The sequence below is a fragment of the Sulfurovum aggregans genome (assembly GCF_055385215.1).
Window position 1 is genome coordinate 1,216,510 of sequence record NZ_AP042387.1, and the last position, 14,024, is coordinate 1,230,533.

Genomic DNA, 14,024 nt, shown 5'->3' on the forward strand with positions numbered 1-14,024 from the left:
TTTTACAATATCCTGACAATATGGTCTGCCACTCTCAAAGCATTTGCATAGATCGTCCAGGTATAGGGAACAGAGCCTCCGGTAGGCATAAAACTGGCATCTGCTACGAAGAGATTGGGAATATCATGGGATTGACAATATTTGTTCAGTACAGACGTTTCAGGATCATCCCCGAAGCGGCATCCACCCGCTACCAGATTTTGAGGGGGAGCTGAAGAAACAGAGCTGTAAATATTTTTTGCTCCCATCTCTTCAAGTACCTTTTCACACTTCTTGGCGATGTATTTTCCTACTTTAACATCCTGGGGATGTGCTTCCAGACGGAGTTTCCCCACAGGCATACCGTATTTGTCCTTATGTGTTTTATCCAGACTCACAAAACAGTCATCATTGGGAAGCCAGTCATTGAAGATCTCAAAACGGATACTCTTGCTTTGGGTAAACCGTTTCACAAGCTTTTCACCCAGTGCTTTTCCCCAGACCAGTCTGCCGTCCTCTTCATTATTCTTGCGTGCCCGTGAAATGATATTTTGATGTTCAAACATGAACTCGACCGAGCCCCCTTTGAATTTACCGTCCCACCAATGGTCGATAAAGTACCAGTCAAGAATAGACCTGTTGACAAAAAGTCCTGTCTCCATAAGTGCTTCGAACTTTATCTCTTTGAGACTCTCCTCGTGCAGTTCTCCCTGCCCTGACCCTCCTGCTGAGAAAATAAGGTTTTTTCCTAATTCTCCGCTGCTGTTTGCAAGACCATGTGGGTGATGGCTGTTTGCCGAGTTCAGCAACAGTCTTGCACTTTCATGTGCCTGTGCTGCTACCACAAACATCTTCCCAAAGATCTTTTTTTCTTTACCCGTGAGCGTATCAACGACCACAGCATACTCCACCTCATCTTTTTTGCCTGCATGAAGATACTTGACATAGGTATTGCTCATCAGTGTAAGGTTCCCTGTAGCAAGTGCCGGTTTCAGAAGTGCTTCCCTGGAGCTTCCTTTTGCTCCGGAACTGCATCCATAGCTTCCGCAAAAGTTGGAATAGTAGCATGCATTACGATACCCTTTATCCTGGGAGAGTACTGCACGGGGTGTTACCAGAGGAACAATATCAAGTGCTTTACAGCTTTTGTCAAGCAGTTTTACCACTTCATTTTCTTTGGTTGGCGGTTGCGGGAAATCAGGCGTACTCCTTGGCGGTTCGAAAGGATGTTTCTCATATTTTCCGGAAATACCTACAAGTTCCTCTGCCAAAGCATAGTAAGGCTCCAACTCCTCATAAGAGATAGGCCAGTCCACAACATTCGCCCCCTTTATCTCTCCATACTTGCTTTTCAATCTGAAATCATCCGGGTGCATACGATGGAACATCCCGCTCATCAGGTTGGAAGAACCGCCTACGATATTACCGTTCCAAAAGCTCCAGCCGGATTCATAGGTAGGGGTAGCTACCCACTTGCCGTCCACTTTCTCCTCTATAGTATGGTATTCATCGAACAGACTCGGAGTAACGATATCTCTACGGGCATAAGCCAACTCATCTTTGGAGAACTCTTCACGCCTGATAAGCCGTCCTTTTTCCAGGACAGCCACCTTATATCCCGCCTTGCATAAAGTATAAGCTACTGCCCCGCCACTTGCACCGGAACCTACTATGACCACATCATATTTCATAATTCTATATACCTCGTAGTCGGCCGGGGAAGTCCGCCATATGCATGAAGGGCTTTCCATCCTGCCTCTTTTGTATTTGATCCGTAAATAGGATCGGAGAACATTCCCTCCATTGTCAGTGTCATGATACGAGAGAGCCAATTTCTTCCGTAATTGGTTTCTTCATAGGCTCTTAATGCACGCTCTTTCTCTGTATCTGATAAAAAAATGAATTTTCCTTTTTCACGGATCTCCAACTCTTCCGCTCCTTCTATCACAAAGGCTCTGATATCCTTATCATATGTGGGATGCATAATAGTCTCTACCAGGAACTGTGTGACATTCATACTCTTGGCCGAAGGTATCTGACTCCCTTCCGGAAAGAGATGCTCCTGTACTGCCCGGATCGTTTTCTCTGCTTTCTTTAAGGATCTGTTCGGCGGGGTACTGTTGTTTTTGCCTGCTGCATATCCGGAGAGCCCAAGAAGTGCCCCTGCAATTAAAAATTTTCTTCTTTGCATTTTATTACTTCTTTTTTTCTAATCATAATCAACCTCTGTGCACTTAAAGTGCAACACTGCCATACCAGACAGACAGCTACACGTATATTGCACGCTTATAAGATTATACTTGTATCTGTCTAAAGGGTAGCTCTATCGGGACCCTTAATTTAAAAAACAGGAGACAAAAATGAAAAAGTTAATTTTCGGTTCACTGCTAGGATTTGCACTTGTTGCCTTTACAGGATGTACAACAGGTGATGATGCAGAAGCAGGAATGAAGTGTCAGTCAGGAAAATGCCAAAGTGCCAGCAAATGCTCTGGAGACAAAGCGAAAGAAACAGCAGCAAAATGTTCTGCATCCGGCAAATGCGGTAAATAATCCTTCCAATATCAAACCTTATATGCTGTAAGACTTTCATTCTTACAGCATATAAATCTTACATTGCAGCTCTTCTGCATACCGAACAAGACCATTAAAGGAATATATCATCATGAAAAAACTACTTTTAAGTGCCATACTGGGGCTGGCATTACTTTCATTAACTGCTTGCAATGAAACAAAAACGAGCGAAGCAACATCTGCAACAACAAAATGCGAGTCAGGAAAATGCGGGGCAGGAAAATGCGGAGATGCCAAACAGACAGGAACAAAAAAAGCTGAGGATTCTGCACAAAAATGCCAAACCGGAAAATGCAATGAAGGTAAATGCGGAAACAAATAAATTTCTGATACCTCTACAGTGACGTAACAATACACATATATTACACATGATTCATACTATACTTCTATTGTATCAAAACTTGAAAAACAATCTTCTCCTGAGATACAAATATGATGAAGGAGGTATATTATGTTAAAACACATATACCCGCTCACAAAAAATATATTAAGCAATGGACAAAGCCTTTCTCTTTTATTTGCAAGGCTTGCTGTGGCTTATGGATTTTATGAACCTGCTATGCAAAAATGGTCCGATATAGGCAGTGTAGCTATCTGGTTCGGTTCCATAGGTATTCCTTTCCCGACGATCAATGCTTATATGGCTGCGAGTACGGAGCTTATCGGTGTTATACTGTTGACTTTGGGACTCTTTACAAGACTTATCTCTATTCCTCTCATGGTCATTATGATGGTAGCGATCATCACAGTACATTTGGCACATGGTTTTGCTGCCGGGAACAACGGGTTTGAAATACCTCTTTACTACATGCTGTTTCTAGCAATATTTGCTTCATTCGGAGCCGGAAAATTAAGTTTGGATCACCTTTTATTCGGTGACGAACAATAACAAAGGATATCACATGAAAAAACTACTTCAACTGGGACTGATTCTCGCTGGCTCTGTCGCCTTGACCATGACTCTTGCCAATGCAAAATGCAATACAGGGAATACTACACCAAATACAATGAAATGCGAAAGCGGAAAATGCAGTACAGGTAAATGCAACCAGGGTACAGACGGAATGAAAAAAGAGATGAATGCAACCAAACCTGCACCGACAAAAGGCAAATGCGGTACAGGTAAATGTGGATGACCAATAAACCCGATTTCTAAATGATCCAAATACCCTCTCTTTCTGCCATCTCCTTTTTTAGGGGATGGCAACTTCACTTTTCTTCCACAAATCATTGTATAATACATCTATATTATTAGAAGGTACCCACATGAAACAAATAGTGATAGCACTGATCCTGGTATTTTCTTTTTCAGGATGCCAGGATGCCAAAGAGAAGCAGGCACAGCATGATGCCCAGGTAGCACAGAAAGCCAAAGCAGAACTTCTTGCCGAACTCGAAGCACAGGCGGAAGAAGAGAAAAAAAGAAAGATGGAAGCACAAAAAAACAATAAACTCTTCCAGATAGGTATTACCTCAGAAGACGGGAGGATCATCATTGATACAAACAAGACCAAAGGCTTTTTCAAAGAGATGGCAGCAAAGATGACACACAAAATGGAAAAGCTCTCCAAAGATCTGGAAGAGGGGATGATAAACGATAAAAACACCGGTATTGAAGTAGATGAGACACATATCAATATAGATTTGAACAAAACAAAAAGTTTTCTTGACAATTGGGGCAGAAAAATGCAAGGATTCGTTAAAGAGTTTGATGATATCGCAAAAGAGATCAATAAGACAGTTTCACAATAAAGGATAATAATGCAGCAGATAGATATGAATTCAGATGAATTTCAAGCTGAACTGGAAAAAACATGGGGATTTGTAGAAAAAGTCAATAAACAGTTCGGCTTTGTACAAAATCCCAATGAAGAGGTCAATGAAGGTGTGGCAATGGGACTTGCCAGGAACAAACTCATCTACGGTAAAAGATTCTGCCCATGCTTCATGGTCATCGGAGAGACCAAAGAGGAACAAAAAGCTGCCGATAACCGTATCTGTCCGTGTAAGCCTGCTCTGGAAAAAGAGATCCCGGAAGAGGGTCTCTGTCACTGCGGGATCTTCTGCACACCGGAATATGCCGCTGCACAGGCACAGCACGATGAAATAGAAGAGATCGTACATGAACACTCCAAGGGTCTGACAAAAGAACAGGCTGAAGCACTTCTCAAAGAAGAGCAGCTCGATGGAGATGAACTTGAAGCACTTATAGAAGCCAGAAATCTGAATATGATCAACTTCACACTTATGGATGTAAGAGAATTCATGGAGTTTCAGATGGGACACATCACAGGAACAGACTGTCTTGTACCGACTTCACAGTTCTATGCAAAAATAGAAGAGCATAATGACAAGAAACAGACCCCTGTCATCGTCTACTGCCATACAGGAAGCCGAAGCTTTCAGGTACAACACGCTATGAAAGCACTTGGTTTTGAACATGTAGGTAATCTACGTCCAGGGATCATCGGATATACCGGAGAAACGCAGAGAGGATGATCTCTAAGTGAAGCGTGAAGCGTGAAGCGTGAAGCACTTTGACACAAAAACACTTTTGTGTCAAGGGAATTTTGAAGATACGGCAGTTCCTCACATTTTCTTTTTTTGGGTTCGTTTTTTGCTTTAAAGAAAAAAAGGAAAACTCAATCCAATTTTAAACAATGATAAAAATTAGGGAAAAATAAAAGGGGTTGAGGAGCCGAAGCTCCTCAAGAAATAGTCAACTAAAAGTTAATTATTTAGCAAGTGCTGCTTTAGAAGCTTCAGCTACTTTTGTAAAACTTTCAGGAGCATTCATTGCCATATCAGCAAGAATTTTTCTATCAAGTTCAATGTTTGCAAGCTTAAGACCATGCATGAATGTTGAATAGTTCATTCCATTCAATCTTGTTGCCGCATTGATACGAACGATCCAGAGTCTTCTGAAATCTCTCTTTTTCTGTCTTCTATCTCTGTAAGCATATACTAATGAACGCTCGAGTTGTTCTTTCGCTTTTCTGAAATGTTTTCTTCTACCGCTGTAGAACCCTCTAGCTTGTTTTAATAGTCTTTTGTGACGTCTATGTCTAACTGTACCAGTTTTTACTCTCATGGTTTTCCTTTACCTTATACTTGTACTACAACTTCATATCCGAAGTCATGTTATAGTAGGTGTCAAACATTTTCTCTGTTTGAACTTGCCCCTAATCGGGGGAATCTCTTTATCAAAAAAATGAAACTATAATTAGTTGATCATCTCTTTAATGTTTTTTGCATCTGCAGCATCAACATGTTTAGGACTTCTCATACCTCTGTGGTGTTTACCATCCACTTTACTAAGGATGTGGCTTCTATACGCCGTTCCTCTTTTGATCTTGCCGCTTTTTTTGATCTTAAAACGCTTAACAGCGCCTTTAACACTTTTCATTTTTGGCATATGCTTACTCCCTATAGAATTTTTTCTGCCACATCAAGTAGCAGAAAATGGGACGGTATTATACCTAGTTTTTCTGAAAGATTACTAAAGCTTACATTCTCCTGTAGTTCCCTCCCTTCCTCACAACTTCTCTTTACTCCGGCCACACCGCTTTCAACACCATAAAGCCAAAGCAGTTTACCTTTACTTAACGCTTCTCATGATAAAATCTAACCTAATAAAATATGAGGCATTGCTTGTGGACAAGATCACCGAAATACTTTCTCAAAAGAAGAAACTTTTAACAGAGATCTACTTTGACCTGCAGCGTCATTTTGAGCAAAAGTATGGGAAAGATGCCCTTGTACTTATGGAGATCGGTACTTTCTTTGAAGTCTATGAGGTCAACAATGACGACCTCAAGATCGGTAAAGCTAAAGAGATCGCCGAACTGCTTAATATTCAACTTACACGAAAAAGCAAAGCTGTTCTTGAAAACTCTGTAAACAATCCTCTGCTTGCAGGGGTACCTGCTGTCTCTCTGGACAGATACCTCTCCCGCCTCATAGCTACTAAAAAATATACGATCATTGTTGTCAAACAAAAAGGAGAAATGCCCAACGTCAAACGCTATGTCTCCAACATCATCTCTCCGGGTACGAATTTTGAATACCTGAGTGAACCCAGTGAAAACAACATTGTCTCACTCATGATAGATGAAAATGCAGGTATCTACTCTGTAGGATATGCTGCTATAGATGTGAGTACGGGGAAGACGATCTGCAATGAGATACACTCTACACGTGATGACAAAACCTATGCACTTGATGAAGCCTTTAATCTTTTACAGACCTACACCACTTCCGAGGTCATCATCACACTCGAAGGTAAAGAGATAGACCAGGAATGGCTTATCCATTATCTGGAACTGAACTCCCTGCACTACTCTGTCAATACCAAACGTTTCAGGATCAACTTTCAGAACGAACTCTTTACACGCATCTTTGAAATAAATTCTTTTCTCTCTGCCATTGAGTTTCTTGATCTTGAACGGCATCCTTATACCACGGAGGCTTTAACTGTACTCATAGACTTTATCATAGAACATGATGAAAGTATCATCGAGAAGATGAATAAACCCCAGTTTTTGGGTTCCAACCGTTATATGTATATCGGGAACAATGCAATGGAGCAGCTCTCTGTCATCTCAAGAGACCCTGCTGATATAACACTGCTTGACCTTATAGACAAAACTTCTACAGCTTTTGGGAAACGTCTGCTCAAAGAGAGGCTTCTCAACCCCATCTGTGACAAAGCACTCCTGGAAGAACGTTACGACCTGACCGAGAAACTGCTGCCCAACATCGACCGTTTTGAAACCCACTTAAAACAGATCTATGATCTTGAACGTATCACAAGGCGTATCAAACTACGTAAACTGCACCCTGTTGAGCTTACCTATATCGCAATGTCTTTGGAATCCATCCTCAAACTGCTTGAAGATGCAGACCGTAACGGACTGGAAATAGAAAGCAGACTTTTTGATGAGACGAAAGAGATGCTGGGTGTACTTGAAGAAACATTTGAACTGGATATCTGTGCCCGTTTCCGTATAGAACAGATCAATGACAATATCTTTAAAAACGGTATATACCCTGCTATTGACACCATTGTCAAAACCCAAAAGAAAGAGGTTGACAAAATGGAAGAGGTTGCTTCACATGTCGAGTCACTCTTTCAAAAAGACAAACTTTTTTCCGGAACTACACGCTATACAACTGTAGGCTATCTTGAAAGCGAAGGGTACTTTATCAACCTGACAAAGAACAGATTCTCTCTCATAGAGAAATCCCTTAAAGACTCTTTTGTGACCATAGACAATGAACACCACTTCTTTAAAGATTTTCACTACAAACACCTTAAAAATGCGGTAAAAATGCAGGCACCGCTCTTTGAAGAGATCACCCGTTCATATGAAACGGCTCAAGTCAAGCTTGTCTCTCTTGTCAAGCAACGATATATTGAAAGTCTGGATGTTCTGGAGAACAGATTTTCACTGTTACTGGAGAGACTCATTGCTTTCATCGCCAATATTGATGTAGCGATCTCTACAGCCAAGTGTGCCAAAAGTATGAACTTGTCACGTCCTGTCATAGAAGAAGGCAACTTTTATGAAGCCATCGCCCTGAGACATCCTATCATTGAAGCTAATGATGAAAGAGGTATCTATGTCCCTAATGATATTTTTCTGGGAGAGAACAACTCCAAACACAACCATATCACTCTCAATGCTAGTGAGGGAGAAGATGTCTTGGGTGTATTGCTCTACGGTATCAACTCTTCAGGGAAATCTTCACTCATGAAAAGTATCGGGCTTTCTGTTGTGCTGGCCCAGGCCGGGTTCTTTGTACCGGCAGTAGAACTACGTTTTGGGCTCTATGACAAACTCTTTACACGTATCGTCTCGCAGGACAATCTCTACAAAGGTCTTTCAACTTTCTCTGTAGAGATGATGGAACTCAAGAATATCTTCAACCGTGCAGATGAACGGTCTCTGGTACTGGGTGATGAGATCAGCCAGGGGACAGAGACAGAATCTGCCCTTGCGATTGTTTCAAGTGCTATTTTAAAGCTTATCTCACTCAGATCAACCTTTATCTTTGCAACACACCTGCACCAGCTAGGAAGCATTCCTCAGCTTCAGAACTTGAAACATCTTATCTTTTTGCATTTGGGTATCCGCTATGATGAAACCAATGATACACTCATTTACAACAGGGTATTGCAGCTGGGAAGAGGAGACAGTCTTTACGGACTGGAATTCGCCAAATCCCTGCATATGGATAAAGAATTTCTGCAAATGGCACAGACCATTAGAGAAAACCTTAACCATTCCGGAAGTGAGATCAAAAAACTACGCAGACAAAAAAGCAGCAAATACAATAAAGACCTCTACTTGAGCAAATGTGCCCTGTGTAATGAGAATGTAGAGGAAGTACATCATATTGCTGCACAAAAAGAGGCAGATCATGATGGTCATATAGATCATTTCCATAAGAATCATAAATATAACCTCATACCACTCTGTAAAAGGCATCACCATTTGGTACATGAAGGAAGGATCATCATCTCCGGCTTCGTGATGACATCAGAGGGGCTGAAATTACATTATGAGATCAAGAGTTAAAGCACAGTACAGGTGAGGAACTAAATTCCGAATCGTACAAAGAAGAGTAGGTTTGGATATACCGTGTCAGTACCGTACAAACCGTTATTCCCTGATATAGGTTGGCAGGTCCATTCCCATCTGCGGAGAGAGGGAATGTAAAAAGAAAAGAATCTAAAATTATTTTTTAAGCGGTGTTACATACATATTGATATAACGGCCCTCTTGATGCGCATCTTTTTCAAGATGCCCGACATCTTCAAGCATAGGCCAGACACGTTTAAGCACATCGATACCCCATTCCGGGTTTGCCATCTCTCTTCCTCTCAGAAAGACACGTAATTTAACGTGTTTCCCTTTTTCCAGGAATTCTCTGGCATGTTTCACTTTATATGCAATGTCATTCTCTGCGATCTTACAGGAGAACTTGACCTCTTTTACTTCGATCTTTTTTTGGTTTTTACGTGCCTCTTTTTTCTTTTTTTCCAGCTCGTATTTATGTTTACCGTAGTCCATTACTTTGGCAACAGGAGGTTTTGCATCTGGAGAGACAAGTACCAGATCCAGCCCCTTCTCTTCAGCTATATTCAGTGCCTCTGCTCTGGAGATAATACCGAATTGTTCTCCATCATCACCCAGCACTCTGAGCTCACTTGCTCTAATCGCATCATTCATGATGGTATCATCAGCTTTTTTTCTACCTCTGTTTCTGTCGTTTTGTCTACTCAAATCTTTCCTTCAGTAAGTTGTTTGGTTAATTTTACCATAAATTCGTCTTGTGTAAGATTATACTGTTCTTTAGCTCTTCTGTCACGAATTGCAACTGTTTTATTATCCACCTCTTCATCACCTATGATCACTACATACGGTACACGCTGCTTTTCAGCAGTACGGATACGTTTATTAAGACTTTCATTCTTGTCATATACTTCTGCATCAATGTCTTCGAGAAGCAACAGTTTCTTAAGCTGTTCGGCATAGGCGACATGACTGTCTGCGATCGGAACGAAGATCACTTGTACCGGTGCAAGGAAGAATGGGAACTCTCCTGCATAGTGCTCTGTCAAAATAGCGATAAACCGCTCAAATGAACCAAGAATAGCTCTATGTATCATAACCGGATTATGGCGTTCATTGTCTTCACCCACATACTCTGCATTAAAGCGTTCCGGCAGGTTAAAGTCCACCTGGACCGTACCACATTGCCATTTACGGCCCAGAGCATCCGTGATCTTCACATCAATTTTAGGTCCGTAGAACGCCCCGCCGCCTTCATCAATGGTATAAGGCAGATCATTCTCTTCAAGCGCAGCTTTGATCCCCTCTGTTGCCAATTCCCATACATTATCATCCCCTATCGCTTTATCCGGTTTGGTCGCGACTTCCATAGAGTAGTTGAATCCGAAGAGGCTCATCACAGTATCGACGAATTCAACCACTTCCAGAATAACAAGTTTGATCTGTTCAGGCGTACAGAAGATATGTGCATCATCCTGAGTAAACTCTCTTACACGTAAAAGTCCGTGAAGCACCCCTGATTTCTCATGTCTGTGTACTACACCGTATTCATAATATTTAAGTGGCAGATCACGATAGCTTTTCCCTGTCTGTTTAAATATCTGGATATGTCCGATACAGTTCATCGGCTTGATCCCGTATTCCTGTCCATCGATCTCGGTCAGATACATATTTTCACCATAACATGCATAGTGTCCGGAGGTATGCCACATCTGTGATTTGAGAATCTCCGGACCTCTTACCGGTTCATACCCTCTGATACGGTGTGCTTTATGAAGAATGGCTTCAAGTTTGTTACGGAGTCTTGCACCTTTTGGCATCCAGAACGGCAATCCTGCACCTGCCTCTTCATTAAACATGAAAAGCTCCATTTCCGTACCGATCTTACGGTGGTCCCGTTTCTTTGCCTCTTCCAGCATCGTCATGTGTGCTTTAAGGGACTCTTTATCTGCAAAAGCGATACCATAAATACGTGTGAGCATCTCTGCATTTTCATCACCGCCAAGATACGCTCCGGCAATTCTTGTAAGTTTGAAGTTATTTAAAAAACGAAGTGCCGGTACATGAGGTCCACGACATAAGTCTTCAAACTCTCCCTGTCTATAGATAGAAACCGTTTCATCCGGTATACGGGAAAGTACTGCCTGTTTCAAGTCATCATTCGAAAACTTCTCCAAAGCTTCATCTTTGCTGATCTCATACTTCTCTATTTTGTACTTTTTCTTAATGAGTTCTTTCATCTTCTTCTCAATGGCTTTAAGATCTTCTTCACCAATCTTCTCATCCACTCTGAAGTCATAATAGAACCCTTCATCCACTACCGGTCCTACAAAGAACTGTGCATTCGGATAAAGCTCCTTGATCGCCTGAGCCATAAGATGTGCGGTAGAGTGACGAATGATCTCTAATGCCATCTCACTATTATCATACTCTATAGGTGTAGCTGTACAGTTATCTTCTGCACTTTGTGTATCTATAATATTCCCTTGGTCATCTATATAACCGATAAGATTTTCACTCAAATTAACCCTTTACTGTAAACGCAACCCACAATGTCGCATTATAAAATGCAGTTATTATAGCTAAAAGTTGGATAGAAAGAAATTAATGGAATAAAATCATGAAGTTATAAAGTGTAGAATGAGAATCATAGTGATATCAACCACTACCGACCTATACAAGAAAAAAACATATACTTTAACATGGTTTATCTTCTACCAAGCCCAAAAGGCTGAGTAGAAAAGCTTTTAAAACTTATAGGTTACCCCAACGTTCACAGTGTAAATAGTGTAGTCCAAAGTTCCTCTGCCGTCTAAATTTTGACTTAAGGTAAGATCATCATCATATAAGTTTACATAATCTACAAATACTGAAAAGTTATCTGTAAATTCATAAGATGCCCCAAGACCCCAATGAAAACCATCTTCATCAAACCAGTCACCTGAGTCACTCAAAGTAACATTACCATAACCAAGTAATGCATAGACATCAAATTCCTCAGTTACCGGGTACATTGGCTTCACATAGATTCCCCATGCTGTAAAATCCATATCACTAGAAGATCCACTATTCGTATAACCGTCCGATTCATACTTCCAGTCACCATCACCGAATGAATTCCAGTATCTTCCTTCTACAGCAAGGTATTTGTTGATCTTGTACCCCGCTTGAAGCATGATGGTATCATACTCTTCAGTATATTCCCACATCGAATAACCATCATCATACTCCTCTGAAACATCTGCCGCACCATAGGCGATCCCTACATAGAAACCACTCTCATCAGCAACGGGAGCTACTACTTCAACTACCGGCTCGACTACTGGTTCTATATCTCCACCCGCCATTGCGAATGCACTCATTGCCAAAACCGCTGCTACTGAAAGTGTAAATTTCTGCATCTTGTTTCCTTTATTTATGTAAAATTTGTCTACCATTTCATAATATCAAGTTTAACATTAAAATAATATAAAGTTATTTTTAATGTTAATAGCGTATTAAAGAAAAGAAGGCAAGTAAATAGTCCTTAGTAAAAAAGAGGAATAGATTTGAAGTTTAGTAAAATGTATGTGTGCTTCATCTTCTAATCGCAGTAAATCTTTGATCAAAAATATTCCTTCTTTCCTTAAAGTTTCGCCAATTCAAGGGATAAGTGCAATTTCTGAGAGATAGTTTTGAAAGAGAGGGTTAATCGATCATAGGTTATCCTTTTTTCACCACAAAAACAGGAAATGCACTATGAAGTATAAACAATTAACCCTCACGGAAAGATACCATATTTCTCTTTTTTTAGAAAGAGGTTATACCCAAAAAGAGATAGCAGAAGAGTTAGGTGTTCATCCCTCAACAATCAGTAGAGAAATCAAAAGAAATTGGGATACACATGCAGATAAATATCAATACACCACTGCTCACTTCAATACGGAATATCGACATAGATCCAAACCAAAATATACTGTTATCACTCCTCAGCTAGAGAGCTACATTAGAGAGAAGCTCAAAGCTGGATGGTCCCCGGAGCAGATTGCAGGCAGAATGAAACGTGATAATATCGGAAGTATCTCACATGAGACGATCTATCAGTTCATTTATCGAAACAAAGCCAGTAAAGGCAGACTCTATAAGTATCTCAGACACAAGAACAAGAAGTACCATAAACGATGTAATGACTATCAACGCAGAGGAACGATCATTGACAGAAAGATGATCAATACACGCCCTAAGATTGTAGAGAAGAAAAAACGTATAGGGGATTTAGAGATCGATACAGTTATTGGTAAGGATCATATTGGAGCATTGGTAACAGCTGTAGATAGAAAGTCCAAATTTACTCTGATCAAAAAAGTACCTTCCAAACATGCAGAGATTGTCACTACTGCACTGATTGAAATGCTCGAACCTATCAAACAGGTGATCAAGACTATTACTAGTGACAACGGAAAGGAATTCGCTTATCACAAGCAGGTCTCACAGATACTGGATACAGACTTCTACTTCGCTAATCCGTATCACTCCTGGGAGAGAGGATTGAACGAACATACCAATGGATTGATCAGACAATATCTGCCGAAGAAGACAGACTTCACACAAATATCTAAGGAAGATGTGATTATCATACAAGAGAAGCTAAACCATCGACCAAGAAAAGTACTGAACTACAGAACGCCCTATGAAGTATTTTTTGAAGAGTTTACTAAGGAATTAGCTGCGTAAATTAGAGGTGAATTGCACTTATGATTTGAATGGGCGTTTCAATTTCTCTAATTTAGGATACAGAATCTATACCTTATAGATGGAGCATTAAGATATTTTATAAAACGCTTCACAAAAAAAGGATACACAAAAATAGTGTTTTATACGTTTGTTATAAGAAAATAAAAGTTATGATTGTTTA

The 14,024-nt window shown here is 40.6% G+C and carries 15 protein-coding genes; 8 read left to right on the forward strand and 7 right to left on the reverse strand.

Features of this window, described 5'->3' with window-relative positions; genetic code table 11:
- Positions 1-2: 2 nt before the first annotated feature.
- Together ACZ48W_RS06180 and ACZ48W_RS06185 are read right to left on the reverse strand one after the other, a co-directional pair.
- A complete protein-coding gene (locus ACZ48W_RS06180) occupies positions 3-1,670 on the reverse strand; it encodes a GMC family oxidoreductase (RefSeq protein ID WP_464827452.1) in 1,668 nt (555 codons plus the stop codon).
- A complete protein-coding gene (locus tag ACZ48W_RS06185) occupies positions 1,667-2,170 on the reverse strand; it encodes a gluconate 2-dehydrogenase subunit 3 family protein (protein ID WP_464827453.1) in 504 nt (167 codons plus the stop codon). The genes ACZ48W_RS06180 and ACZ48W_RS06185 overlap by 4 nt, the downstream gene beginning before the upstream one ends.
- A gap of 169 nt (positions 2,171-2,339) precedes the next feature.
- On the opposite strand from ACZ48W_RS06185, the gene ACZ48W_RS06190 reads away from it, so the two are divergent.
- From ACZ48W_RS06190 to ACZ48W_RS06215, 6 genes are all read left to right on the forward strand, one after another.
- The gene (locus tag ACZ48W_RS06190) at positions 2,340-2,531 is read left to right on the forward strand and encodes a hypothetical protein (RefSeq protein WP_464827454.1); all 192 of its coding nucleotides are present in this window, start codon (positions 2,340-2,342) and stop codon (positions 2,529-2,531) included.
- A gap of 112 nt (positions 2,532-2,643) precedes the next feature.
- On the forward strand, positions 2,644-2,874 hold the full coding sequence (locus ACZ48W_RS06195) for a hypothetical protein (protein ID WP_464827456.1): 231 nt from the start codon (positions 2,644-2,646) through the stop codon (positions 2,872-2,874).
- Between the two features lie 129 nt (positions 2,875-3,003).
- Entirely contained in the window at positions 3,004-3,441 is a 438-nt protein-coding gene (locus ACZ48W_RS06200; protein WP_464827457.1) for an HvfX family Cu-binding RiPP maturation protein, read from the forward strand.
- Between the two features lie 13 nt (positions 3,442-3,454).
- Positions 3,455-3,688 carry a hypothetical protein gene (locus ACZ48W_RS06205; protein ID WP_464827458.1) on the forward strand — a complete coding sequence of 78 codons (234 nt, stop codon included), beginning with the start codon at positions 3,455-3,457 and terminating at the stop codon, positions 3,686-3,688.
- Between the two features lie 130 nt (positions 3,689-3,818).
- A complete protein-coding gene (locus ACZ48W_RS06210; protein ID WP_464827459.1) occupies positions 3,819-4,304 on the forward strand; it encodes a hypothetical protein in 486 nt (161 codons plus the stop codon).
- 9 nt (positions 4,305-4,313) lie between these two features.
- Positions 4,314-5,051, forward strand: a complete 738-nt coding sequence (locus tag ACZ48W_RS06215) for a ferredoxin-thioredoxin reductase catalytic domain-containing protein (protein ID WP_464827460.1) — start codon at positions 4,314-4,316, stop codon at positions 5,049-5,051.
- A 235-nt stretch (positions 5,052-5,286) separates the two neighbouring features.
- Here ACZ48W_RS06215 and rplT read toward each other — a convergent pair whose 3' ends face one another.
- Both rplT and rpmI read right to left on the reverse strand, forming a co-directional pair.
- Complete coding sequence (gene rplT, locus ACZ48W_RS06220) at positions 5,287-5,643, reverse strand: 50S ribosomal protein L20 (protein ID WP_464827461.1); 357 nt, start codon at positions 5,641-5,643, stop codon at positions 5,287-5,289.
- Between the two features lie 132 nt (positions 5,644-5,775).
- Complete coding sequence (gene rpmI / locus ACZ48W_RS06225; RefSeq protein WP_464827462.1) at positions 5,776-5,967, reverse strand: 50S ribosomal protein L35; 192 nt, start codon at positions 5,965-5,967, stop codon at positions 5,776-5,778.
- Between the two features lie 199 nt (positions 5,968-6,166).
- Between rpmI and ACZ48W_RS06230 the strand changes: the two genes are divergently transcribed.
- The gene (locus tag ACZ48W_RS06230) at positions 6,167-9,133 is read left to right on the forward strand and encodes a MutS-related protein (protein ID WP_464827463.1); all 2,967 of its coding nucleotides are present in this window, start codon (positions 6,167-6,169) and stop codon (positions 9,131-9,133) included.
- Positions 9,134-9,292: 159 nt separating this feature from the next.
- Here ACZ48W_RS06230 and infC read toward each other — a convergent pair whose 3' ends face one another.
- The 3 genes from infC to ACZ48W_RS06245 all read right to left on the reverse strand — a co-directional run bounded on the left by infC (position 9,293) and on the right by ACZ48W_RS06245 (position 12,531).
- Positions 9,293-9,841 carry a translation initiation factor IF-3 gene (gene infC / locus ACZ48W_RS06235; protein WP_464827464.1) on the reverse strand — a complete coding sequence of 183 codons (549 nt, stop codon included), beginning with the start codon at positions 9,839-9,841 and terminating at the stop codon, positions 9,293-9,295.
- Positions 9,838-11,652, reverse strand: coding sequence for a threonine--tRNA ligase (thrS, locus tag ACZ48W_RS06240; RefSeq protein ID WP_464827465.1), 1,815 nt, complete (start codon positions 11,650-11,652; stop codon positions 9,838-9,840). Before thrS ends, infC begins: the two co-directional genes overlap by 4 nt.
- A 225-nt stretch (positions 11,653-11,877) precedes the next feature.
- Positions 11,878-12,531 carry a porin family protein gene (locus ACZ48W_RS06245; RefSeq protein ID WP_464827466.1) on the reverse strand — a complete coding sequence of 218 codons (654 nt, stop codon included), beginning with the start codon at positions 12,529-12,531 and terminating at the stop codon, positions 11,878-11,880.
- Positions 12,532-12,868: 337 nt separating this feature from the next.
- On the opposite strand from ACZ48W_RS06245, the gene ACZ48W_RS06250 reads away from it, so the two are divergent.
- Entirely contained in the window at positions 12,869-13,843 is a 975-nt protein-coding gene (locus ACZ48W_RS06250) for an IS30 family transposase (RefSeq protein ID WP_464827468.1), read from the forward strand.
- Positions 13,844-14,024 lie beyond the last annotated feature (181 nt).